This window comes from Allokutzneria sp. A3M-2-11 16 (assembly GCF_024213555.1).
Classification (GTDB): Bacteria; Actinomycetota; Actinomycetes; order Mycobacteriales; family Pseudonocardiaceae; genus Allokutzneria.
The window spans coordinates 1,330,076-1,352,634 of the sequence record NZ_JANAVO010000001.1 but is presented as its reverse complement, the minus strand read 5'-3'; the positions used below and the strand labels follow the sequence as shown (position 1 = coordinate 1,352,634).

Genomic DNA, 22,559 nt, shown 5'->3' with positions numbered 1-22,559 from the left:
GTGACGAGTACTTATCTGGCTGCCGAGCTCGGCCCGGTCGACGGCATCGCGCAGTACGCGTGGCTGCTGGTGGCCCTGCCCCTGCTCGGTGCGGCGATCCTGCTGATCGGCGGGCGCCGCACCGACCGGTGGGGCCACCTGCTCGGCAGCGCGACGGTGATCGCGGCGTTCGGCTACGGCCTCGCGCTGTTCTTCTCCGTCCTCGGGCTCGACCCCGAACAGCGGACCCGCGAGGTCAGCCTGTTCTCGTGGATCCCGGTCGAGGCGCTCAAGGTCGACTTCGGCCTCCGGCTCGACCCGCTGTCGGTCACGTTCGTGCTGCTGATCACCGGTGTGGGCTCGCTGATCCACATCTACTCGATCGGCTACATGAGCCACGACGAGAACCGGCGGAAGTTCTTCGGCCACCTGAACCTGTTCGTCGGCGCCATGCTGATCCTGGTGCTGGGCAACAGCTTCGTGACGCTGTACCTGGGCTGGGAGGGCGTCGGTCTCGCCTCCTACCTGCTGATCTCCTTCTGGCAGCACAAGCCGTCCGCGGCGGAGGCGGCCAAGAAGGCGTTCCTGATGAACCGGGTCGGTGACATCGGCCTGGCGGTGGCGATCTTCCTGATGTTCGCCAACCTGGGCACCACCCAGTACACCGAGGTCTTCGAGCGGGCCGGGGAGCTCTCCGGCGGTGTGGTCCTGGCGATCGCGCTGATGCTGCTGCTCGGCGCCTGCGGCAAGTCCGGCCAGTTCCCGCTGCAGGCGTGGCTCCCGGACGCGATGGAGGGCCCGACCCCGGTCTCCGCCCTCATCCACGCCGCGACCATGGTCACCGCCGGTGTCTACCTGATCGCCCGGTCCAACCCGATCTACGACCTCACCCCGGACGGCCGCCTGGTCGTCACGATCATCGGCGCGCTGACGCTGCTGATCGGGTGCGTGATCGGCTGCGCCTACGACGACTTCAAGAAGGTCCTGGCGTACTCCACGGTCAGCCAGATCGGCTACATGGTCCTCGCGGTGGGCCTCGGCCCGTTCGGCTACGCGCTGGGCATCATGCACCTGCTCACCCACGGCTTCTTCAAGGCCGGGCTGTTCCTCGGCGCCGGTTCGGTGATGCACGGGATGAACGACGAGGGCGACATCCGGCGGATGGGCGGCCTCGCCAGGAAGATGCCGATCACCTTCGTCACCTGGGGCCTCGGCTACCTGGCGCTGATCGGCTTCCCGTTCCTGTCCGGCTACTACTCCAAGGACGCCATCATCGAGGCGGCCTTCGGCCAGGAGGGCTGGCGCGGCTGGGTCTTCGGCGGTGCGGCGGTGTTCGGCGCGGCGCTGACGGCCTTCTACATGACCCGCCTGATGCTGCTGGTCTTCTTCGGCGAGAAGCGCTGGGAGAACCTGAAGTCCGCGGACGGCAGGGCCTACGACCCGCACGAGTCGCCGAAGTCGATGACCGTCCCGATGATCATCCTGGCCTTCGGTTCGGTGTTCGCGGGCTTCCTGCTCAGCAACGGCGGCCTGCTGTCCGGCTGGCTGGCCCCCTCGCTCGGCAAGCTCCAGGTCGCTGAGCACGGCGTGATCCCGCACGCGGTGGTGCCGCTGCTGACGGTGGCGCTGTCCGCGCTCGGCGCGCTCGTCGCCTGGCTGATCTTCGGCCGCAAGTCGGTCCGCGTCCCGGTCGAGCGGCCCGCAGCGTCCTGGCCCGTGCGGGCGGCCCGCGCCGACCTGTACACCAACGCGCTGAACGACTGGCTCGTCGTCAAGCCGAGCCTGCTGCTCACCAGGGCCTTCCTGGTGGTGGACAACAAGGGCGTCGACGGGATCGTCACCGGCACCGCGACGGTGCTCGGCGGCGGCTCCAGCGTGCTGCGGCGGACCCAGACCGGGTTCGTCCGCTCCTACGCCCTGAGCATGCTTGGAGGTTCGGTCCTCGTGATCGCGGCCATGCTGGTGGTGAGGTTCGCATGAGTGGCGCGTTCCTGTTGCCAGCACTCCTTTTCCTGCCGCTGGTCGGTGGCGTTGTCGTCGCGCTGCTGCGCAACAACGACAAGCTCGCCAAGCTGGCGGCGCTCGGCTTCTCCCTCGGAGAGCTGGTCCTCGCGGTGTTCGCCTGGATCGCCTTCGACGCGAACGGCGCCCGGCTGCAGCTGACCAGCTCGGTGGAGTGGATCCCGCAGTTCGGGGTCAACTTCGCGCTTGGCGTGGACGGCATCGCCCTGGTGATGATCGCGCTGATCGCCTTCCTGGTGCCGATCGTGATCGGCGCTTCCTGGGAGGAGAAGCTGCCGGAGGGCCGCACCCTCGGCGGTTTCCTCTCGCTGATCCTGGTGATGGAGACCTTCATGGTCGGCGTCTTCGCCGCCACGGACGTCTTCCTGTTCTACGTCTTCTTCGAGGCGATGCTCATCCCGGCGTACTTCCTGATCGGCCGCTTCGGCGGACCGCGCAGGACCTACGCGGCGATGAAGTTCTTCCTGTACTCGCTGCTCGGCGGGCTGATCATGCTCGCTTCGGTCATCGGCGTGTACGTGACCAGCGCGGACGTGCTCGGCAAGGGCACGTTCGAGTGGGCGAAGCTGGCGGAGATCTCCAAGGATCTCTCGCCGACCGCGCAGTTCTGGCTGTTCCTCGGCTTCTTCGTGGCCTTCGCCATCAAGGCGCCGCTGGTCCCGCTGCACACCTGGCTGCCGGACTCGGCCGCCGAGGCGCCGGTCGGCGTCGGTGTGCTGCTCGTCGGCGTGCTGGACAAGGTCGGCACCTTCGGCTTCCTGCGCTACGGCCTCTCGCTATTCCCCGAGGCCAGCAAGCAGCTCGCGCCGCTGGTACTGGTGCTCGCCGTGATCGGCATCCTCTACGGCGCGTTCCTGGCCTTCGGCCAGAGCGATATGAAGCGGTTCGTGGCGTTCACCTCGATCGCCCACTTCGGCTTCATCGCGCTGGGCATCTTCGCCTTCAGCAGCCAGTCGATCTCCGGCTCGGTGCTGTACATGGTCAACCACGGCATCTCCACCGGCATGCTCTTCCTGGTCGTCGGCATGGTGATGGCGCGCGGCGGCTCCAGGCAGTTCGCCGACTACGGCGGCATGGCCAAGCTGACCCCGGTGCTGGGCGGGCTGTTCCTGGTGGCCGGTCTGTCCTCGCTGGCGCTACCGGGCACGAACTCCTTCGTGAGCGAGTTCCTGGTGCTGGTCGGGTCGTTCCCGAACGAGCCGGTGTTCACCATCCTGGCCTCGGTCGGCATGGTGCTCGCCGCGCTGTACGTGCTGCGGGCCTACCAGCAGATCATGCAGGGCCCGGTGCGCGGGACCGCGCTGGTCGGCCTGGCAGGCGGCCCGGGTTCGGCGACCGACCCGGAGTCGGACACCTTCAAGTCCAAGATCGCCGACCTCTCCCGCCGCGAGCTGATCGTGCTGGCCCCCCTGGTGGCACTGATCATCGGCCTCGGCGTCTACCCGAAGCCGGTCCTGGACGTGATCACCCCGTCCGTCACGGCGACGATGACCGAGGCCGGCGTGACCGACCCGGTCGTCGCGCAGGAAGGCGACAAGTGACGTGAACGTCCCGATGCTCCTCGCTCAGGTCGAGCAGGTCCAAGTGCCCGACCTGGACTTCCCAGCGATCGCGCCGATCCTGATCGTGCTCGGCGCCGCCTGCGTCTCCGTGCTGTTCGAGGCGTTCCTGCCGCGTTCGGCGCGCTGGGCCGCCCAGTTCGGGCTCAGCGTGCTCACGCTCGTGGGCGCCGGTGCCGCGCTGCTGGCCTACCTCGGTGACGCCCCGGCGACCGGGGTCACCACGCTCGCCGGCGCCCTGGCCGTGGACAAGCCCGCCCTGTTCCTCTGGGCGACGCTGCTGATCCTCGGCCTCGGCTCGGTGTTCCTGATGGCCGACCGCAGGGTCGAGCCCGGTGGTGCCTTCGCCGCCGACGCCGCGATCCGGCCCGGCACCATCCAGGACCGCGCGCAGGCCACCACGGTCATGCAGACCGAGGTCTTCCCGCTGGCGCTGTTCTCGCTCGGCGGGATGATGGTCTTCACGGCGTCCAACGACCTGCTGACCATGTTCATCGCCCTCGAGGTGCTGAGCCTGCCGCTGTACCTGATGTGCGGCCTCGCCCGCCGTCGCCGCCTCATCTCGCAGGAGGCGGCGGTCAAGTACTTCCTGCTCGGCGCCTTCGCCTCGGCGTTCTTCCTCTACGGACTGGCGCTGCTCTACGGCTACGCGGGGTCGATCAAGCTCTCCGCGATCGCCGCGGCGGCCGGTGGCTCCGACCGCTCCGACACGCTGCTGTTCGCCGGTATCGGCCTGCTCGTGGTCGGCCTGCTGTTCAAGGCCGCCGTCGGCCCGTTCCACACCTGGTCCCCGGACGTCTACCAGGGCGCCCCGACCCCGGTCACCGCCTTCATGGGCGCGTGCACCAAGGTCGCGGCCTTCGGCGGCATCCTGCGGGTGTTCTCGGTGGCCTTCGAGGCGACCAGCTGGGAGTGGCGCGGTGTGCTCTGGGGCGTCGCCATCGTCTCGATGCTGATCGGCGCGATCCTGGGCCTGACCCAGACCGACATCAAGCGGATGGTCGCCTACTCCTCGGTGGCGCACGCGGGCTTCCTGCTGATCGGGTCGATCGCGCTGACCGACGAGGGCCGCGCCGCCACGCTGTTCTACCTGCTCACCTACGGCTTCACCACGCTGTCGGTGTTCGCGGTGATCAGCCTGGTCCGCGACGCGAACGGGGAGGCCACGCAGATCAGCTCCTGGGCCGGTCTGGCCAAGCGCTCCCCGGTGGTGGCCGGCATCTTCACGGTGCTGTTGCTCGCCCTCGCCGGTATCCCGTTCACCAGCGGCTTCGTCGGCAAGTTCGTGGTGTTCTCGGCCGCGCTGGCCGACGGGATGGCCCCGCTGGTGGTGATCGCGCTGCTGGCCAGCGCCGTCGCCGCGTTCTTCTACCTGCGGATCATCGTGCTGATGTACATGCGCGAGCCGGAGGAGGACGGCCCGACGGTGAGCCTGCCGGGCGTGCCCACCACCATCACCATCGCGCTCGGCGTCGCGGTGACCATCCTGCTCGGGGTGTTCCCCTCGGCGGTGCTGGACTGGTCGGTCGTGGGGGCTTTCGTCTCCTAGTGGCAGCCTCCTAGCCGGATACCTGGAAAGGCCCGTGGACGCCTGTTCGTCCGCGGGCTTTTTCATGCGATTTCCCTGGTTGTTTCGCCCGTGTTGGGGAAGTCATACCCCGTTATGTGCCCGTGGGTGCCACGTGTCCGGCCGCGCTACGTAGGCTTCGGTTGTGACCACGAGTGAGCACGCCCGCCTCGGCCGGGACCGGGACGCCAGTTCGGTGCTGACCGACGCCGGGCTCGCCGAGTCGGTACAGGCCGGCCTGGAACGGGTGGAACGGCTGCTGCACACCGTCGTGCAGAGCGACTTCGAGTTCGTCACCGAGGCTTCGCTGCACCTCGTCGAGGCGGGGGGCAAGCGCATCCGCCCGCTGTTCACCCTGCTCGCGGCCAACTTCGGCGACGCGAACAAGGACGAGGTGGTGACCGCGGCCGCCGTGGTGGAGCTGATCCACCTCGCGACGCTGTACCACGACGACGTGATGGACGAGGCCACGATGCGCCGCGGCGCCGTCAGCGCCAACGCCCGCTGGGACAACGCCGTCGCGATCCTCACCGGTGACTTCCTCTTCGCCCACGCCTCGAAGCTGGTGGCGGGCCTCGGCACGGAGGCCGCGGAGATCATCGCGGTGACGTTCGGTGAGCTGGTCACCGGCCAGATGCGCGAGACGGTCGGCCCGAAGCCGGGGCAGGACCTGGTTGAGCACTACCTGAAGGTCATCGCGGAGAAGACCGGTTCGCTGATCGCCACCGCGGGCCGCTACGGCGCGATGTTCTCCGGCGCCGACGAGAAGACGATCGCCGCGTTGCAGCGCTACGGCGAGATCATCGGCACCGCGTTCCAGATCTCCGACGACATCATCGACATCGCCTCGCCCGCGTCCGCGTCCGGCAAGACCCCGGGCACCGACCTGCGCGAGGGCGTGAAGACGCTGCCGATGCTCTACGCGCTGGACGAGCAGGGCCCGCGCGGTGAGCGCCTGCGGGAGCTGTTGGCCGCCCCGATCACCGAGGACGACCTGGTGACCGAGGCACTGGAGCTGCTGCGCGAGTCGGAAGGGCTCGAACGGGCCAGGAAGACCCTCTACGGCTACGCCGACGAGGCCCGGGGCGAGCTGACCTACCTGCCCGCGTGCCCTGCCAAGACGGCGCTGGAGGGGCTGGCCGACTACGTGGTGGACCGCAGCAGGTAGCTACTTGGTGGTCGGAGCGGGCTCCTCCGGGACCTCGATGACGACCGCCTCGGGCACGACCGTCTCGTAGCGGGTCAGCCTGCGCCTGCTCCGGTGCGCCGCGAGCGCGCCGTCCACGGTGAACAGCGCCAAGGCCGCCCAGACCAGCCCGAAGCCGAGCCAGCGCTGCGGTGACATCGGCTCGTGCAGGACGAACAGCCCCCACGCGAACTGCAGGATCGGCGCGAGGTACTGCAGGGCGCCGAGGGTCACCAGCCGCAGCCGCTGCGCCGAGGCGCCGAACATCAGCAACGGCACGATCGTCACCGGGCCAGCGGAGATCAACAGCACCGCGTGCCAGAACCCGTGCTGCCCGAACGTCCCGGTTCCCGCGGCGGCCAGCCAGACCAGGTAGCCCACGGCGATCGGGCCCAGCACCAGGCTCTCGGCGGTCAGGCTCGTCGCCGAATCCATCGGCACGGTCTTCTTGATCAGGCCGTAGATCCCGAAGGTCGCGGCCAGCACCAGCGCGAGCACTGGCACCGACTCGGACTGCATGGTCATCACGACCACGGCGAAGGCTGCGATGGCCACCGCGCTCCACTGCGCGGGGCGCAGCCGCTCGTTCAGCACCGCGACCCCGAGCACCACGCTCACCAACGGGTTGATGAAGTAACCGAGCGCGGTTTCCGTCACCTGGCCGGAGGACACTCCGTAGATATAGGTGCCCCAGTTGATCGCGATCAACACCGCCGCCGCGGACACCAGCAACCAGGAGCGCGCCGACAGGCCACGCAGCTGCGCCCAGCGGCCGAACAACAGCAGCCCGCCGAACAGGAACACCATGGTCCACGCGATGCGATGTGCCAGGATCTCCACTGAATCCGCAGGTCCGAGCAGGGGCCAGAAGATCGGGAAGAGACCCCACAGCGCGTAGGCGCCCACGCCGAACACGAGCCCGGAGGCGGCGCCGGGTGGCCTGGGAGAAGGTGGAAGGGCCATCGAGTCCGCTGAGGTGGTCATCGATGGCACCCGAATGAGTTTACGCTGGGCGCGATGAGCGAGACAGACGCGTTCATCACACGGTGAGGAGGTCCCAGGCGGTGTCGAACCTGTTCGGGCAGGTGTGGTTGTACAGCCTGCTCGCGTTCCTGGTCGGAGCCGGGGTCACCTGGCTGTTGTTCGTCCGGCCCGCCCGCCGCAGACTCGTCGAGCTGGAGGACGAGCTCGCCCGCGCCGACCTGCCGAAGGCCAAGGCCGGCACCGACGCGCCGCCGCGCCCGCCGGTGTTCAACGCGCCGCCGCTGCCGAAGCGGCCGGAGCCGGTCCAGCAGCAGCTGGTCGACCCCGTCTTCGCCGACCCGGTGCCGACCCAGGTCGTCGAGCCCGCGCCGCCGGTGCAGCCGGAAGAGGTCCGCGCCGAGGCCGCTGACGCCGACGCCGAGCCCGTGCGGCCGGAGCCCGTTCGCGACGAGACGGCCCGCATCGACATGCCGACCGCGCGGGTGGACCTCCGCAAGCCCACGCCCACGCTGTCCGAGGTCCCTCCCGCGCCGACCGAGTACCTGGAACAGCTCCAGCGGCAGCGCGAGGCCGAGCAGGCCGCTTCCGCGTCGGGCGAGGAGCACGAGCCGCTGTTCTTCGAGGCCACCACGCCGCCCATGGGCATCAGCCAGGCCGCCATCCAGCAGGAGCTGCGCGCGGCCGGAGCGACCGACGAGCGCGCTGAGCGGCACCGGCCCAGCGCCGCCCCGCGCTCCGCCCAGCCGACCGCGCCGCCCGAGGTCGACCCCATGGAGATGGAGCTGGCCGACCACACGCCCACGACGCTGATCCCCAGGGTGGAGTGGCGCGGCGGCTACCCCGACTCCGCCAAGCCCGGCGGGGACGCCCCCGACGACGTCGACGTGGACGACCCGAACGCGGGCGCGACGCCGAGCCCCGCCGCCGACTGCGAGCCCGAGCGCGCCGAGGTGAACGAGTACGCCCAGCGCGAGCTGGCCGAGCCGCAGACCCCGCCCCGCCAGGTGGCCCTCAGCCGGGGTTCCGCCGCCGGTCGCATCGCCGAGCCGGAACCGGCTCCTCAGCCCCCGGCGCAGCCCACCGCTGTCCAGCCGACCGCTGTCCAGCCAGCCGCCCAGCCCACCGCGGTTCAGCCGGTCGCTCAACCCACGTCGGTTCAGCCCGCTGCGGCCCAGCCCACGGTGGTGCAGCCTCACGCAGCCCAGCCCACCGCAGCCCAGCCCACCGCAGCCCAGCCCACCGCAGCCCAGCCGACCGCAGCGCAGCCCACCGCAGCGCAGCCCACCGCAGCGCAACCGACTGCTGCCGTCGCCCAGCCGCGCGCGGCCCAGGCTCCGTCCGCCCAGCCGACCTCCGTGCAGCCGACCGCCGCGCAGCCCCAGGCCCCGTCGGCCCAGCCCACGATCGCCCAGCCTTCGCCAGCTCAGCCGACCGTCGCTCAGCCGCACGCCGAGCCGCGGCCCCAGGAGCCCAGGACAGACGCCCAGCCCACCCAGCCCGCTGCCGAACCGGACCGCGTCGCGGCCCTGCGCGCCGAGGCGACCCGGCGCGAGGCCGAACTCCGCAGGCTCCAGGAGCAGCAGCAGCCGGACCGCACCCGCTCGCTGTTCGAGCCGGTCGTGGAGCCCGACACCACCGCGGGCTCGCCGAACGGCAACCACCCCGGGAACTGAGGCGACAACGAACAGGGGCCCCGCTCGCACCGAGCGGGGCCCCTATCGTCTGACTGCTGGTCAGTCCGCGATGACCGTCCAGGTGTCCTTGCCGCGCAGCAGCGCGTCCAGGTCGGCCGACTTGGCCTCCTTGGCCGCCGAGACCTGCTCACGGGCCAGGTCGTCGTAGGTCGGCCGCTGCACCTGCCGGAACACGCCGGTGACCGTGTGCTCCAGGTCCTGACCGCCCAGGCGGGACAGCGCGAACGCGTAGGACGGGTCCTCCAGCGTCGCGTCGTGCACCACGAGCGCGTCCTCGCCGACCTCGTCGACCTTGCGCACCGAGAACGTGCCGGTCCTCGGGTCGCGGATCACGCCGTACTCGCCCTCGGCGCCGAACCGGATCGGCTCGCCGTGGGTCAGCGGGATGATCCGCCGGTCCCGCTCGCCCGGCTCCTTGAGCACGTCGAACGCGCCGTCGTTGAAGATCGGGCAGTTCTGGTAGATCTCCACCACCGCGGTGCCCCGGTGCTGGGCGGCGGCGCGCAGCACCTCGGTGACGCCCTTGCGGTCGGAGTCCATCGCCCGCGCCACGAACGTGGCCTCGGCGCCGATGGCCAGCGAGATCGGGTTGAACGGGTGGTCGAGCGAGCCCATCGGGGTGGACTTGGTGACCTTGCCGACCTCGGAGGTCGGCGAGTACTGGCCCTTGGTGAGCCCGTAGATCCGGTTGTTGAACAGCAGGACCTTCAGGTTCACGTTGCGGCGCAGCATGTGGATCAGGTGGTTGCCGCCGATGGACAGCGCGTCGCCGTCACCGGTGACCACCCACACCGACAGGTCCGGTCGGGCCGTCGCCAGTCCGGTGGCGATGGCCGGGGCGCGCCCGTGGATGGAGTGCACGCCGTAGGTGTTCATGTAGTACGGGAACCGCGAGGAGCAGCCGATGCCGGAGACGAAGACGACGTTCTCCCGCTTCAGCCCCAGCTCGGGCATGAAGCTCTGCACCGCGTTGAGGATGATGTAGTCCCCGCAGCCCGGGCACCAGCGGACCTCCTGGTCGGACTTGTAGTCCTTGGCGGTCTGCTTCTCGTCGGTGGTGGGAACGCCTTCGAGGCCACCGATCGTGGGAAGCCCCAGCTCGATCGCGGTCACGCCTGAACCCCCTGCACGATCTCGATGAACACGTCCTGCAGCTCCTCGGCCTTGTACGGCAGCCCGGAGACCTTGGTGCGGCTGATGACGTCCACCAGGTACTTCGCCCGCAGCAGCAGCGCGAGCTGGCCGAGGTTCATCTCCGGCACGACGACCTTGCGGTAGCCGCGGAGGACCTCGCCGAGGTTGCCGGGGAACGGGTTGAGGTGCCGCAGGTGCGCGTGCGCGATCTTCATGCCCTGCCTGCGGACCCGGCGGCACGCGGCGCCGATCGGACCGTAGGTGGAGCCCCAGCCGAGCACCAGCACGTCGGCTGAGCCGCTCGGGTCCTCGACCTCGATGTCCGGGACCACGACGCCGTCGATCTTGGCCTGGCGCAGCCGGACCATCTTGTCGTGGTTGTCCGGGTCGTAGGAGATGTTGCCCTTGCCGTCGGCCTTCTCCAGGCCGCCGATCCGGTGCTCCAGCCCCTTGGTGCCCGGCACCGCCCACGGGCGGGCCAGCGTCTCCGGGTCGCGCACGTACGGCCAGAACTCGCCGGAGCCGTCCGGAGCGTTCGGTTCGGAGGCGAACTCCACCCGGAGGTCGGGCAGGTCCGCGGTGGTCGGGATCAGCCACGGCTCGGAGCCGTTGGCGATGTAGCCGTCGGAGAGCAGCATCACCGGCGTGCGGTAGGTCAGCGCGATCTTCGCCGCCTCCAGCGCCGCCGCGAAGCAGTCCGCCGGGGTGGACGGCGCGATCACCGGCAGCGGCGCCTCACCGTTGCGGCCGAACATCGCCTGCAGCAGGTCCGCCTGCTCGGTCTTGGTCGGCAGACCGGTGGACGGGCCACCGCGCTGCACGGCGACGACCAGCAGCGGCAGCTCGGTCATCACCGCGAGGCCGATGGTCTCCGACTTCAGCGCGACGCCCGGCCCCGAGGTGGTGGTGACGCCGAGCGCCCCGCCGTAGGAGGCCCCGAGCGCGGCGCCGACGGCGGCGATCTCGTCCTCCGCCTGGAAGGTGGTCACGCCGAAGTTCTTGTGCTTGGACAGCTCGTGCAGGATGTCCGAGGCCGGGGTGATCGGGTAGGTGCCCAGGAACACCGGCAGCTCGGAGCGCTGCCCAGCGGCCACGATCCCGTACGCCAGCGCGGTGTTGCCGGTGATCTGGCGGTAGGTGCCCGCGTTCAGCTTGGCGGGGGCGACCTCGTAGGTGACCGCGAAGGCCTCGGTGGTCTCGCCGTAGTTCCACCCGGTGCGGAAGGCCAGCACGTTGGCCTCGGCGATGTCGGGCTGCTTGGCGAACTTCTCCCGCAGGAAGCGCTCGGTGCCCTCGGTCGGCCGGTGGTACATCCAGGACAGCAGGCCGAGCGCGAACATGTTCTTCGACCGCTCGGCGTCCTTCTTGGACAGGCCGGTCGGCTCCAGCGCGGCGCGGGTCAGGGTCGCCATCGCGACCTTGTGCACCTGGAACTCCTCCAGCGAGCCGTCCTCGAGCGGGTCGGAGCCGTAGCCGACCTTGGACAGCGCGCGCTTGGAGAACTCGTCGGTGTTGACGATCAGGATGCCGCCGGGCGGGAGGTCGGCGATGTTCGCCTTGAGCGCCGCGGGGTTCATCGCCACCAGCACGTCGGGCCGGTCGCCCGGGGTGAGGATGTCGTAGTCGGCGAAGTGCAGCTGGAAGCTGGAGACCCCGGGCAGGGTCCCTGCTGGCGCGCGGATCTCCGCCGGGAAGTTGGGCAGCGTCGCGAGGTCGTTGCCGAACGCGGCCGCCTCCGAGGTGAACCGGTCACCGGTCAGCTGCATGCCGTCGCCGGAGTCACCTGCGAACCGGATGACGACGCGGTCGAGCTTGCGGATCTCGGTTTCGCGTCCCGGGGTGCTGACGCTCATGGGGTGGCGGTCCCTCTCTCACAGGGTTCGCGGGGCCTGCGGCCCGCACTGGATTCAGGGACTCCGTCTCGGCTGATGGGCACGGGCAACGGACCCTGCTGCCCCCGAGGGTAGTCCTGCCTTACTTAGGCGCTGTAAGCCCGGTTACCGCCCGGTGACACTGTGGTCAACGGTAAGTTCCGGCACTTCCCTGAATCGATTGAGGAAACCCAGATCACACTCGAGGTTCCCGAGGAGTAGGAACCCTCAGCTCCGCGAGATCCGCCCCTTGAGCGCCGCCAGCCGCTCAGCGAACGCGGGACTGTCCATCGACGCGATCTGCGGCACGAGCTCGGTCTCCACCGCGTCGGCGTGTACGCCGAGACTCGCCGTGACCCGCATCGACGATTTCGTTGCGACGGCGAGCTCCCGCGGCGCGGACGCGGCCCGCTCCGCCAGCGCGACGGCGGTGTCGACCGCGTCCTCGGCGTGGCTCCAGGCCAGCCCGTGCCGCACGGCGGACTCGGCGTCCAGGATCTCCCCGAACAGCACCATCGCCTTCGCCGTCTGCGGCCCGGCGAGGCGCTGGAGCATCCAGGTCATCCCGCCGCCGGGGTGGATGCCCAGGTTGAGGAAGCGCGCGTCGAACCGAGCCTTCGGCCCGGCGACCCGCACGTCGCAGGCGAGCGCCAGGTTCAGCCCGGCGCCGACCGCGGCCCCGTTCACCGCGGCGACCGTCGGCAGCGAGCAGTTCGCGACCGAGAGGAAGCCGCGGTAGATCCGCCGCAGCCCCTCCTCCCGGGACTCGCCGAGCTGCGTCAGGTCGGCCCCGGCGCAGAACGCGGGCGGGGCGCCGGTCAGCACGAGCGCCCCGACCTCTGCGTCCGCCTCGCACGCGGCGACGGTGTCGGCGAGCGCCTGCGACAGGTCCAGGGTGAGCGCGTTGCGCCGCTCCGGATCGCTGACCGTCACCACCGCGACGGCTCCCCGCCGCTCCAAGATCACCTCGCCGCTCATGGCCGCGATTATTGCCGCAAGGCCGCGCGCACGACGCGGACGGCTTCCTCCGGGTCGATCCCGAAGGCCCGGACCTTGGCCGCGTAGTCCTGCGCCGCGCGCTGGATCGCCGCCTGGCTGTGCCCGCCCACGGCGCTCACGAAGCTGCCGTTGCGCCCTCGCGTCTCGATCAGCTCCGCTTCTTCGAGTTCGCGATAGGCGCGCGCGACGGTGTTCGCGGCGAGTCCCAGCTCCTCTGCGAGCTTGCGCACCGTCGGCAGCCGCGTGCCCACCGTCAGCGTGCGCTCGGTGATCTGCTTGGCGAGCTGCGTGCGGAGCTGCTCGAACGGCGGGACCGACGAGCTGCCGTCGATGTGGATGTCCACCATGGCTCAGCCTCCTGTCTTCGGCGTCGCGGGCCGCTCCAGCAGCGTGGACAGCACCACCGTGGAGACGGTCCGGTCGATGAAGTCCACCGCGCGCAGCCGCTCCAGCGCGGTCTCCATGTGGTGGATGCTCGCCGCCCGCAGGTGCACGATCGCGTCCGCCGAGCCGGAGACCGTGTAGGCCGCCTTCACCTCGGCCAGCGGCTCCAGCCCCGCGCGCAGCTTGCCCGGCCTGATGTTGCCGTGGCAGTGCACCTCGACGAACGCCTCCGTCCCCCAACCGAGTGCTTCCGGGTCCACCACTGCGGTGAACCCCCGCAGCACCCCCGCGTCCAGCAGTTTGTCCACCCGACGCTTCACCGCGGGGGCCGACAAACCGACGGTCGAGCCGATCTCCGCGTAGCTTGATCGAGCGTCCGCGACGAGGCACGAAATGATTCGATGGTCGATCGAGTCCATACGCAACATTCTGCCGTTTATGCGGCATGAAGCGGCGTTGATCGATGGTCAGTTCGCCACTTAGATTTCGAATCATGTCGTCCGCCGTTGAGGTCCGCCCCGTCTCCGGGGCCAGCGCGCTCGCCGCCGCCCGCACGCCCACCACCCGGCGCTACCTCATGTGCGCCCCCAAGTTCTTCACCGTCGAGTACGCGATCAACCCGTGGATGGACCCCAGCGAACCGGTGAGCACGGAGCGTGCGCTGGAACAGTGGTCGGAGCTGAAGCGGACCTACGAGAGCCTCGGCCACGTCGTCGAGGAGATCGAGCCGCAGCCCGGCCTGCCCGACATGGTCTTCGCCGCCAACTCCGGCACCGTCGTGCACGGCCGCGTCCTCGGCGCCCGCTTCCGGGCCCCCGAGCGCGCCGGTGAGGCCGAGTTCTACCGCCGCTGGTTCCTGGAGCACGGCTTCCGCGACGTGGTCATGCCCGCCAACATCAACGAGGCCGAGGGCGACTTCGCGTGGAGCGGGCGCGTCCTGCTCGCGGGCACCGGCTTCCGCACCGACCCCGGCGCGCACGCCGAGGCGCAGGAGATCCTCGGTGTTCCCGTCGTGTCGCTCAAGCTCGTCGATCCGCGCTACTACCACCTCGACACCGCGCTGGCCGTCCTCGACGACTCCCGCGACAACCCGCTCGTGACGTACTACCCCGCCGCCTTCTCGCCCGGTTCGCAGCGCGTCCTGGAGCTGCTGTTCCCCGATGCCGTCCTCGCCACCGAGGCCGATGCCGCGTGCCTCGGCCTCAACGGCGTCTCCGACGGCTACAACGTCGTCCTGCCCGTCGAGGCCACCGCTCTCGGCGCCGCGCTCGAAGCCCGCGGTTTCCGCACGCACTACGTCGACATCTCCGAACTCCGCAAGTCCGGCGGCGGCCCCAAGTGCTGCACCATGGAGCTCCGCGCCTGATCGCTTGAGCACCCCCGGCGACGTTGTTGTCGGGGGTCTCTTCATTGCCGCAGGGACTCGTTTCGGGTCGACGTCCCGATTTTCGGATCGTCCGCACACCCGGCAGCGGGGATACCTCTAGGGCGCCTGCGGGCGCCTGGCATCGGTGTTGAGAGCTTGGGCTTCTCGGAGTTGGTCTTCCAAGGTGACGATGCGGCAGGCGGCATCCAGTCCGGTGCCCTGGTCGACCAAAGCGCGGACACGGGCGGCCAGGCGCAGTTGGTAGCGGCTGTACCGGCGGTGTCCGCCAGCCGAGCGCTGGGGCTCGATGAGTTTCGCCTCGTCCAGGCTGCGCAGGAAGTTCGCCGAGGTGTCGAGCAGTTCCGCGGCCCGGCCCATGGAATAGGCGGGGTAGTGGTCGTCGTCGAACTTCTCGGCTGTGGTCTGCGGTTCGTTGTTCGCTGTTTCGTGGGTTTCTGGGATCATCGCGCCTCCGCATCACGAGGGGCCCCGGTGCCGTAGCACCGGGGCCCCAGGGTCATTGGGTTTCACTTCCACCTAGCCGACCGTGAGATCGACTTTCTCTGTCCGCGTGACCCGCACGAGAAGCGGGTGAAGCGGGGATCGCGTGTGCGTAACCGAAGACCACCTTCCAATCTGATGGAACCGCGGTACCCGTCCGGCGGAGTTCAGCCGAAGGCGGGCGATCCGATGGTGTGCAACCCTTCCCTTCTCCTCTGATTACTGACTTTCGTGTTCTCACGTGGCTGTCGGCTCCGGACCTCATGCACATGCCGGATTCACCTCGCCGACCGCCCTTGGCCACCTGCCGGAACCCTTCCGCTGATCGGCTCCGGCACGCCTGACCGTCGTGCGCTTGCAACCTGTACTGCAACTTCAACCTGAACTGCGCTTTGCACTTGCTGGTATGCGCGGCTGTCGGCTCCGGGTTTCGTGCGTACCGCGGTAGTGCTTCCGGTCTTGCTCACCGACTGCCCTTGGTCACCAGCCTGGAGCCCCTTCTACTGATCGGCTCCGGCACGCCTGACCGTCTTGCGTTGACCTCACGGGTAGTTCGTCATCTCCCGTGCCATGTTCTCTCTTGTTCAACGCGGAGGATAGTACCCACGCCCAGCGGCCAATGTCTACCTCCGTCACCATAGATTTCCTCGTTCAGTTGGCGCAGATGCTCTCACCTGGCCTTATTCGGCTCAGACGTCCAGGATGCGGCGTGGGCAGCTGGTGGCAGCCTGCGTGGCTACGGGACATGCGCGGAGCAGAGTGCGTGCCCCTGTAGCTGAGGAGCGTCAAACGCGCAGGTCAGCGACGTTGAGGCTGATCAACGCAGTGCTGCACCATGGCGGTGTCGCGGCAGGTTCGTAGTTCCAGCAGCCATGCGCGAATCTGGTCGTCGTCATGGAGGTAGTCCCTCGTCCGGTCCATGACGCAGATCGATCCCGTGGAGCAAGCCCAACGCCTACAGCTCACCTCGTCCCAGGTGAACCACATGCCCGCCCAGCGGTCAACGGCGTCCGGTTGGCCTCCGCGAATCACACCGTTGACCGCAGGCGGGTCGTGGTCAGCGGGTGACGTCGTAGACGAGCTTCTGGATGCCGTTGGCGTAGGACTCGCTCTCGACGAGCGTGAGCCTCTGCTTGTCCTTGTCGGTGCCGCTGAACAGGCGCTTGCCCGCGCCGAGCAGGACGGGGAAGACGAGCAGGTGGTAGCGATCGATGAGGCCGGCGTCGGAGAGGTTGCGGTTCAGGTCGGCGCTGCCGTGGATGGTGATCGGCCCGCCCTCGGTCCGCTTGAGCGCGGCGACGTCGTCGAGGGACCGGAGGATGGTGGTCTCGCCCCAGTTGGAGACGAGGTCCTCCTCCTTCAAGGTCGTCGAGACGACGTACTTGGGCATCGCGTTGTAGCGGGGGAACTCCTCGGTCATGCCCGGCCAGACCGGGGAGAACGCCTGGTAGCTGACGCGACCGAGCAGCATCGCGGCGGCCTCGTCCTGCTCGCGGCTCTTGAGCTCGTAGGCGGCGGGGTCGAACTCGATGCCCTGGAACGTCCAGCCCGAGTTGCGGTAGCCCGGTTCTCCGCCGGGGCCTTCGACGACGCCGTCGAGCGAGACGAACGCGGTGGAGATCAGGGTGCGCATGGGGTGCTCCTTGGTTGGTCTGAGGTGCGGTTTCATCAGTGCGTCGAACAGGAGCGGCTGGATTCGACACATCCGCCAGAAAAAGTTCGGACGGCTCCGCGCGGGCCTGGTTGTGGGCGGATCTCGACGCGATTGCGGGAAGCCCGTAGCCGTGTTGCCAACGTTGTTGACCGGAGGGCTGACAAGATCAGCCGACTGGTTGATCGCCGCGGCCCGATCCGTGACCAGGGCCGAACTCGTCTCACAGCGGGTCGGCGACCAGGTCCGACGGCGCCTCCTTCTCGAACGCCGTCCACAGCAGGTTCAGCGGGTGGTCCGCGGTGTGCTTCGCGCGCTCGCCCTTGCGCGCGAACACGCCGGTGAACTGCTGCAGCCGCGGCCGCGACTCGTCGTCCAGCTCGAGCACCCGCAACGGCACCGACTCGCCGAACTGCCCGTCCAGCGCCGCCTGGCCGACGCCCTGGGTGACCACCATGCAGCCCCGCGCCAGCCGCGAGCGCAGCAGCGTCGTGCCGTAGTGGATCTCCTCGATCTCCGCGGCCACGGTCAGCTGGGCCCGGTACTCCGGCCCGTACCACCGGCGCAGGAAGTCGTTCACCATGCCCGCGGACGGCAGGATCATCGGCAGCTTCCGCAGCCGCTTCGCGTCCACCACCCGGCCGGGCAGCTCCTCCTCGGAGAGGTTGGTCAGCACCACCGGCCTGCTCTGCCGCCACCACGGCAGCACCTCGAACCGGTCCAGTTCACCGCTGTCCGCCGGGTCGACGATCGTGGTGCCGCACACCAGGTCCACCTCACCGGCGTCGAGCTTTCCCCACAGGTCCTTCGAGCGGATGTGCACGATGCGCAGCTCGATCTCCCGGGCCCGGAACTCCTCGGCGACGTGCCGCCACGCCTGCCCCAGGTACTCCAGGGTGAACCGGGTCGTGCCGACCGTCAGCGTCCGGCCGAGCTGGTGCCGCCAACCCTGGATGGCGTCCAGCCCGCCCTCCAGCGCCTTCCTGGTCAGCTCCACCGCGCTCCTGCCGACCGGGGTGAACAGGAAGTCCTGGCCGCGTCCGCGTTTCTCCACCAGCGCCGTCCCGCACAGCGCCTGGAAGTTCCGGTTGAGCGTGTCGAGTTGTTTCTGCACGCTCGACTGGTCCCGCCCCAGGGTGCGGGCCGCGCGCAGCGCCGAGCCCTTCTCGTGCACCACCAGCAGGGTGCGCAGCTGGTCGAAGGTGACGTCCAGCAGAGCCGCTGGGCAGTCCAGCAGCCGGTCCAGTGCCCGGTCCTCCAACGGATCCGGTCCGGGGTCGGCGGTCAAGTCGAGTCCTTTTCCGTCTGGTCAACTGGTGCGGAGTCCAGTTGAACTGAACTTGATTCCATTTCAATCCGAACTGATCGCTAAGTCTATTCTATCCGACTGGACAATTGTGGTTCCTGATGGTTTGAATACTGCCCGTCAAGCGGTCGCCGGGCAAATCCCTTTCCTTACTACTCGCCCGGCTCGGGAAATGCCATATACCTGCTAGGAGTTTTCTGTGTCCTCACACGGGCCGAAGCCGTCGGCGCCCACCGCGATGCGGGTGTCGTTCGTGCTGGTCGCGGCGTCGGTGGTGGCCACCGTCGCCGGGCTGGTGCTGACCTTCGCGCACCGGGACGAGCTCGTCCGCATCGTCCAGGACGCCACCGCCGACATGGTCGGCGGGATCCTCAGCCAGTCCGCGGTCGGCGACATCGCCGGAGCGAGTATCGACGACAGCCTGCGCTCCTCAGCGGTTTTCCAGGGAATCTGCTGCGCGGCGCTGATGCTGCTCGGCGTGCTCGCGACGAGGGGCAAGAACTGGGCGCGGGTGCTGCTGACCGTCGTCGCGGTGTTCACCGTGCTGGCCGCGTTCCTGAGCGGCGACGCGCGCTACCCGTCGGTGATCGTTTTCGCCGTGATGGCCGCCCAGGTCCTCCAGGTCGGCACCGTGATCTCGCTCTGGCTGCCCGCTAGCAACGAGTTCTTCCAGCGGTCCAAGGCCGCCGACACGGCGCCGCTCACCGAGGCGTACGCGCTGCGGTTGCGCTGAGGCGGAAGGAACCTCGCGGCGCAGGGGGGAACCCGCGCCGCGACTGGGGGTGAGGGGAACGGCCTCGAATTCTCGGGGCCGTTCTTTCCTCATTCGGGCCGCAATGCGCCCGAAACGTCAAACGGGGGTCCCCCAGGTACCGGGGACCCCCTAAGTCCTCATTATCCCAACCAGGCCCGCCCCAACGCGAGCCGCCGAAGCCCCAATCCATGATCAGGGCGGATATTGCTTCACCGCCGCCGCGCTCTCCTCCGGCCGCCCGCCGGTTCCCAGGAGCTCAGGGCTGTGCGGGGAACTCGTACTCCAGGACGTAGCTGCCCGCGTCCATCGTCATCTCCGTCAGCTCGACCGGCTCACCGTTGCCGGTGAACGCGGTCCTCGCCACCACCATCAGCGGAGTGCCCGGCTCCAACTGCAACGCGGTGACCTCGTCGCCCTGCGGCATGCGCGCCCTGATCTCCTCCCGGAAGACCACCGCGGGCTTGCCCAGCTCCCGCAGCCGCGCGTACACGCCACCCGGCCCAGGATTGATCTTGGTGAGCGGGGTGCCCACCGCCAGCCGCGCCGGGAAGAACGACACGCAGAGCATCACCGGACGCCCGTCAACCAGGTTGCGCCGCTTGCGCGCCCACACCCGGCTCTGCGACGGCATGCCGAGCACCCTGGCCACGTGCTCGGGCGTCTCCTGCTCGATCACGTCCACGCTGTCGATGGTCAGGCTCAGCGAACTCGGATCCGTCTTCCACCTCGGCGCGCACGTCTCCTGCGCGTCACCGCGGACCCGCTGCGGCGGCAGCCTGCGGATCAGCCGGTCGTCGCGCACGTAGACACCGGAACCCCGCCGGGACCACGCCAGTCCCTCGTTCTTGAGCACGTCCAACGCCGCGCGCACGGTCATCCGCGCCGCGCCGTAGCGCTCCATCAGGTCATTCTCCCCCGGCAGGCGGGAACCAGGGGGATACTTGCCAGCCAGGATGGCTGCACGCAGCTCGTCTGCTATTCCTCGGAACTTCACCCGGTACGCAGAGCCCGGATCGGCCACTGGGACTGCCTTCCTGTCGAATTGCCCGCTCAGTAATGAACCCTCTGCCCCACCGGCCGAGAGTACTCTCTATCCGTAGTCGGTTGACTACTGTCCGAGGTTCCGGCTGGCCTGCCCTGAGCAGGTGCCTAAAAGCTCCTCGTCCTACTCTCGGTCGATGTGAGAACCCTCCTGAGTCACGATTGGGGCGTCAGCTTCGAGCTGACCGTGCTCGACCTCGGGCTCGCCTGCTGCGGAGTCGAGGTCATGGCGGCGTTGCACGGCCTCGACGAGGACGCACTGGAGCGGCTCGGCGTCACCCCGGTGGTCAGCGACGAACGTGCCCACGTGCTCGTCGTCTCCGGCACGGTCACCGACGTGATGCTGCCCGCGGTGCTGGAGACCTACCGGGCGATGCCGGAGCCGAAGTACGTGCTCTCCGTCGGCGCGTGCTCCAACACCGGCGGGCCGTACTGGGATTCCTACGCGGTCACCAAGGGCATCGACCAGCTGCTGCCGGTGCACGTCGCGGTGCCCGGCTGCCCGCCGCGGCCGGAGGCGCTGCTCGAAGGGCTGGCCGCACTGCACCGCCTGATCACCGGGCAGGTGCCCGCATGAGCCTCGCCGAGGCGCTGGCGGCCGAGGTGGACGGTGTGACCACCCGGCTGGAGTTCGGGCGGCAGCGCGCGATCGTGCCCCTGGAGAGCTGGCACGGCGCGGCGCTCGCGGCGAAGAACGCCCTGGGTTGCCGGATGTTCGACTGGCTGGGCGTCGAGGACGCGGGCAGGCCCGGAGCGGTGGGGGAACGGCACGCGGTCACGCTGCACGTCGTCCACCCCGGCGAGCGCGCGGGCCTGCTCATGCGGACGGAACTGCCCTCGGGCGAAGCGCTGCCCAGCCTCGCGTCCGTGTGGGCGGGCGCGGCGTGGCACGAGCGCGAGGCGGCCGAGATGTTCGGCATCGCGCTGGCGGGCCATCCCGATCCTCGTCGGCTCCTGCTGCCGGACTCCTTCGCGGGACACCCGCTGCGCAAGGACTTCGTGCTCGCGGCCAGAGTGGTGCGGCCGTGGCCGGGCGGCCTGGAACCGGGGGAGGCCGACACCAGTGCGCCGAGCCGCCGCCGCCTCGCCCCGCCCGGAGTGCCCGGCCCCGAGTGGGGACCGCGCCGAGAGGAGCCCCAGCAGTGACCGACCTGCCACCCCGCACCCGCGGCGTGATCGCGCTGCTGGAGCAGAACTGCACGGTGTGCATGATCTGCGCGCGCGAGTGCCCCGACTGGTGCCTGCACATCACCTCGCACACGGAGACGGTTCAGGAACCCGGCTCGAAAAGGCCGAGGCAGCGCAACGTGCTGGACCGCTTCGCCATCGACTACGGGCAGTGCCTGTACTGCGGGATCTGCGTCGAGGTCTGCCCCTTCGACGCGCTGCACTGGGCACCGGACTTCGACTACCCGGGCACCGGCGAGCTGGACGGCTCCGGAGCCGTGGCCGAACTCGTGCACGAGCGCCCGGCACTGGGCGAGTGGGTGGCCGCCGTGCCACCGCCGCCACCGCTGGACCCGGCCGCCGAACCGGCCCCCGAAGCGGCCCAGCGCGGCGGCCGCCCGGGCCGCTGACGGAACTTCCACTTCGGTGCCGACGTTGTTCTACTGGAAAGCGACTAACCGGGCAGACCCTCGGAACCGCGCATCATCCGGAGGTTGAGCGACGTGCACAGGCACTACAACGGGTTGAGGACCGCCTTGCTGCTCGGCGGGCTCAGCGCGCTGATCATCCTGGTCGGCTCGCTCTTCGGGGGCGGCTGGCTGGTGGTGGCGCTGGTCGTGGCGCTCGGCATGAACGCCTACGCCTACTTCAACTCCGACAAGCTGGCGCTGCGCGCCATGCACGCCCGTCCGGTGTCCCAGGCCGAGCAGCCCGCGATGTACCGGATCGTCCGCGAGCTGGCCACCTCGGCGCGGCAGCCGATGCCCCGGCTCTACCTCAGCCCGACCGAGGCCCCCAACGCCTTCGCCACCGGCCGAAGCCCGCGCCACGCGGCCGTGTGCTGCACCACGGGAATCCTGGAGCTGCTCGACGAGCGCGAACTGCGCGCGGTGCTCGGCCACGAGCTCGCGCACGTCTACAACCGCGACATCCTGATCTCCTCCGTCGCCGGGGCGCTGGCCAGCGTGGTGACCTTCCTCGCCAACATCGCGATGTTCGCCGGGCTCTTCGGCGGCGGGGACGACGAGGACCGGCCCAACCCGCTGGCGCTGCTGCTGATCGCGGTGCTCGGGCCGATCGCGGCGAGCATCGTCCAGCTCGCGGTGAGCCGGTCGCGGGAGTACCAGGCCGACGAGTCCGGCGCGCACCTCACCGGCGACCCGCTCGCGCTCGCCTCGGCGCTGCGCAAGCTGGCGCTGGGCACCCAGCTGGCGCCGCTCGCGCCGGAACCGCGGCTGGTCTCCCAGTCGCACCTGATGATCGCCAACCCGTTCCGGCCCGGCGACGGCATGTCCCGACTGTTCTCCACCCATCCGCCGATCGCCGACCGGGTGCGCAGGCTGGAGGAGATGGCGGACCGGCAGCAGCCCCCCGGCTGGTGACCCGGCTGGTGT

Annotated in this window: 21 protein-coding genes; 11 read left to right on the top strand and 10 right to left on the bottom strand. The window is 69.6% G+C overall.

Annotated features, from left to right (window positions below; genetic code table 11):
• The 4 genes from nuoL to NLX83_RS06735 all read left to right on the top strand — a co-directional run bounded on the left by nuoL (position 1) and on the right by NLX83_RS06735 (position 6,295).
• A complete protein-coding gene (gene nuoL / locus NLX83_RS06750) occupies positions 1-1,959 on the top strand; it encodes an NADH-quinone oxidoreductase subunit L (RefSeq protein WP_254233974.1) in 1,959 nt (652 codons plus the stop codon).
• The gene (locus NLX83_RS06745) at positions 1,956-3,542 is read left to right on the top strand and encodes an NADH-quinone oxidoreductase subunit M (protein WP_254233973.1); all 1,587 of its coding nucleotides are present in this window, start codon (positions 1,956-1,958) and stop codon (positions 3,540-3,542) included. The genes nuoL and NLX83_RS06745 overlap by 4 nt, the downstream gene beginning before the upstream one ends.
• 13 nt (positions 3,543-3,555) lie before the next feature.
• Positions 3,556-5,109: an NADH-quinone oxidoreductase subunit NuoN gene (gene nuoN, locus NLX83_RS06740; RefSeq protein WP_254236112.1), complete on the top strand. Its 1,554-nt coding sequence runs from the start codon at positions 3,556-3,558 to the stop codon at positions 5,107-5,109.
• 163 nt (positions 5,110-5,272) lie between these two features.
• Positions 5,273-6,295: a polyprenyl synthetase family protein gene (locus NLX83_RS06735; protein ID WP_374118675.1), complete on the top strand. Its 1,023-nt coding sequence runs from the start codon at positions 5,273-5,275 to the stop codon at positions 6,293-6,295.
• Here the strand turns inward: NLX83_RS06735 and rarD are convergent, their stop codons facing one another.
• Entirely contained in the window at positions 6,296-7,297 is a 1,002-nt protein-coding gene (gene rarD, locus NLX83_RS06730; protein WP_254233972.1) for an EamA family transporter RarD, read from the bottom strand. It abuts the gene before it with no gap.
• 80 nt (positions 7,298-7,377) lie between these two features.
• Between rarD and NLX83_RS06725 the strand changes: the two genes are divergently transcribed.
• A complete protein-coding gene (locus NLX83_RS06725) occupies positions 7,378-8,970 on the top strand; it encodes a hypothetical protein (RefSeq protein WP_254233971.1) in 1,593 nt (530 codons plus the stop codon).
• A gap of 60 nt (positions 8,971-9,030) precedes the next feature.
• Here NLX83_RS06725 and NLX83_RS06720 read toward each other — a convergent pair whose 3' ends face one another.
• The 5 genes from NLX83_RS06720 to NLX83_RS06700 all read right to left on the bottom strand — a co-directional run bounded on the left by NLX83_RS06720 (position 9,031) and on the right by NLX83_RS06700 (position 13,798).
• Positions 9,031-10,104 carry a 2-oxoacid:ferredoxin oxidoreductase subunit beta gene (locus NLX83_RS06720; protein WP_254233970.1) on the bottom strand — a complete coding sequence of 358 codons (1,074 nt, stop codon included), beginning with the start codon at positions 10,102-10,104 and terminating at the stop codon, positions 9,031-9,033.
• The gene (locus NLX83_RS06715) at positions 10,101-11,978 is read right to left on the bottom strand and encodes a 2-oxoacid:acceptor oxidoreductase subunit alpha (protein ID WP_254233969.1); all 1,878 of its coding nucleotides are present in this window, start codon (positions 11,976-11,978) and stop codon (positions 10,101-10,103) included. Before NLX83_RS06715 ends, NLX83_RS06720 begins: the two co-directional genes overlap by 4 nt.
• Positions 11,979-12,224: 246 nt before the next feature.
• The gene (locus NLX83_RS06710; protein ID WP_254233968.1) at positions 12,225-12,974 is read right to left on the bottom strand and encodes an enoyl-CoA hydratase; all 750 of its coding nucleotides are present in this window, start codon (positions 12,972-12,974) and stop codon (positions 12,225-12,227) included.
• A gap of 8 nt (positions 12,975-12,982) precedes the next feature.
• The gene (locus tag NLX83_RS06705) at positions 12,983-13,342 is read right to left on the bottom strand and encodes a GntR family transcriptional regulator (protein ID WP_254233967.1); all 360 of its coding nucleotides are present in this window, start codon (positions 13,340-13,342) and stop codon (positions 12,983-12,985) included.
• A 3-nt stretch (positions 13,343-13,345) separates the two neighbouring features.
• Positions 13,346-13,798 carry an Lrp/AsnC family transcriptional regulator gene (locus NLX83_RS06700; protein ID WP_254233966.1) on the bottom strand — a complete coding sequence of 151 codons (453 nt, stop codon included), beginning with the start codon at positions 13,796-13,798 and terminating at the stop codon, positions 13,346-13,348.
• A gap of 74 nt (positions 13,799-13,872) precedes the next feature.
• Here NLX83_RS06700 and ddaH point away from each other — a divergent pair, with 74 nt between their 5' ends.
• Positions 13,873-14,745 carry a dimethylargininase gene (gene ddaH, locus NLX83_RS06695; protein WP_374118674.1) on the top strand — a complete coding sequence of 291 codons (873 nt, stop codon included), beginning with the start codon at positions 13,873-13,875 and terminating at the stop codon, positions 14,743-14,745.
• Between the two features lie 117 nt (positions 14,746-14,862).
• Here ddaH and NLX83_RS06690 read toward each other — a convergent pair whose 3' ends face one another.
• The 3 genes from NLX83_RS06690 to NLX83_RS06680 all read right to left on the bottom strand — a co-directional run bounded on the left by NLX83_RS06690 (position 14,863) and on the right by NLX83_RS06680 (position 18,185).
• On the bottom strand, positions 14,863-15,210 hold the full coding sequence (locus tag NLX83_RS06690) for a helix-turn-helix domain-containing protein (RefSeq protein WP_254233965.1): 348 nt from the start codon (positions 15,208-15,210) through the stop codon (positions 14,863-14,865).
• Positions 15,211-16,303: 1,093 nt separating this feature from the next.
• On the bottom strand, positions 16,304-16,879 hold the full coding sequence (locus NLX83_RS06685) for a dihydrofolate reductase family protein (protein ID WP_254233964.1): 576 nt from the start codon (positions 16,877-16,879) through the stop codon (positions 16,304-16,306).
• 241 nt (positions 16,880-17,120) lie between these two features.
• Entirely contained in the window at positions 17,121-18,185 is a 1,065-nt protein-coding gene (locus NLX83_RS06680) for a LysR family transcriptional regulator (protein ID WP_254233963.1), read from the bottom strand.
• A gap of 217 nt (positions 18,186-18,402) precedes the next feature.
• On the opposite strand from NLX83_RS06680, the gene NLX83_RS06675 reads away from it, so the two are divergent.
• Positions 18,403-18,936, top strand: coding sequence for a hypothetical protein (locus NLX83_RS06675; RefSeq protein ID WP_254233962.1), 534 nt, complete (start codon positions 18,403-18,405; stop codon positions 18,934-18,936).
• Between the two features lie 277 nt (positions 18,937-19,213).
• Here the strand turns inward: NLX83_RS06675 and NLX83_RS06670 are convergent, their stop codons facing one another.
• A complete protein-coding gene (locus NLX83_RS06670; RefSeq protein WP_254236109.1) occupies positions 19,214-19,951 on the bottom strand; it encodes a GntR family transcriptional regulator in 738 nt (245 codons plus the stop codon).
• 186 nt (positions 19,952-20,137) lie between these two features.
• Between NLX83_RS06670 and NLX83_RS06665 the strand changes: the two genes are divergently transcribed.
• The 4 genes from NLX83_RS06665 (at position 20,138) to htpX (ending at position 22,547) form a co-directional block, all read left to right on the top strand.
• Positions 20,138-20,575: an NADH-quinone oxidoreductase subunit B gene (locus NLX83_RS06665; RefSeq protein ID WP_254233961.1), complete on the top strand. Its 438-nt coding sequence runs from the start codon at positions 20,138-20,140 to the stop codon at positions 20,573-20,575.
• Positions 20,572-21,144 (top strand): NADH-quinone oxidoreductase subunit C, encoded by a 573-nt coding sequence (locus NLX83_RS06660; protein WP_254233960.1) that lies wholly within the window; start codon positions 20,572-20,574, stop codon positions 21,142-21,144. The genes NLX83_RS06665 and NLX83_RS06660 overlap by 4 nt, the downstream gene beginning before the upstream one ends.
• On the top strand, positions 21,141-21,575 hold the full coding sequence (locus NLX83_RS06655) for a 4Fe-4S binding protein (protein ID WP_254233959.1): 435 nt from the start codon (positions 21,141-21,143) through the stop codon (positions 21,573-21,575). Before NLX83_RS06660 ends, NLX83_RS06655 begins: the two co-directional genes overlap by 4 nt.
• Before the next feature lie 93 nt (positions 21,576-21,668).
• The gene (gene htpX / locus NLX83_RS06650; protein WP_254236108.1) at positions 21,669-22,547 is read left to right on the top strand and encodes a zinc metalloprotease HtpX; all 879 of its coding nucleotides are present in this window, start codon (positions 21,669-21,671) and stop codon (positions 22,545-22,547) included.
• Positions 22,548-22,559 lie beyond the last annotated feature (12 nt).

Excerpts from the sequence above, each read along its gene's own strand:
- NLX83_RS06745 (WP_254233973.1), top strand. The coding sequence starts at position 1,956 with ATGAGTGGCGCGTTCCTGTTGCCAGCACTCCTTTTCCTGCCGCTGGTC.
- nuoN (WP_254236112.1), top strand. The coding sequence starts at position 3,556 with ATGCTCCTCGCTCAGGTCGAGCAGGTCCAAGTGCCCGACCTGGACTTC.
- rarD (WP_254233972.1), bottom strand. The coding sequence starts at position 7,297 with ATGACCACCTCAGCGGACTCGATGGCCCTTCCACCTTCTCCCAGGCCA.
- NLX83_RS06715 (WP_254233969.1), bottom strand. The coding sequence starts at position 11,978 with ATGAGCGTCAGCACCCCGGGACGCGAAACCGAGATCCGCAAGCTCGAC.
- NLX83_RS06710 (WP_254233968.1), bottom strand. The coding sequence starts at position 12,974 with ATGAGCGGCGAGGTGATCTTGGAGCGGCGGGGAGCCGTCGCGGTGGTG.
- NLX83_RS06705 (WP_254233967.1), bottom strand. The coding sequence starts at position 13,342 with ATGGTGGACATCCACATCGACGGCAGCTCGTCGGTCCCGCCGTTCGAG.
- NLX83_RS06700 (WP_254233966.1), bottom strand. The coding sequence starts at position 13,798 with ATGGACTCGATCGACCATCGAATCATTTCGTGCCTCGTCGCGGACGCT.
- ddaH (WP_374118674.1), top strand. The coding sequence starts at position 13,873 with ATGTCGTCCGCCGTTGAGGTCCGCCCCGTCTCCGGGGCCAGCGCGCTC.
- NLX83_RS06690 (WP_254233965.1), bottom strand. The coding sequence starts at position 15,210 with ATGATCCCAGAAACCCACGAAACAGCGAACAACGAACCGCAGACCACA.
- NLX83_RS06685 (WP_254233964.1), bottom strand. The coding sequence starts at position 16,879 with ATGCGCACCCTGATCTCCACCGCGTTCGTCTCGCTCGACGGCGTCGTC.
- NLX83_RS06660 (WP_254233960.1), top strand. The coding sequence starts at position 20,572 with ATGAGCCTCGCCGAGGCGCTGGCGGCCGAGGTGGACGGTGTGACCACC.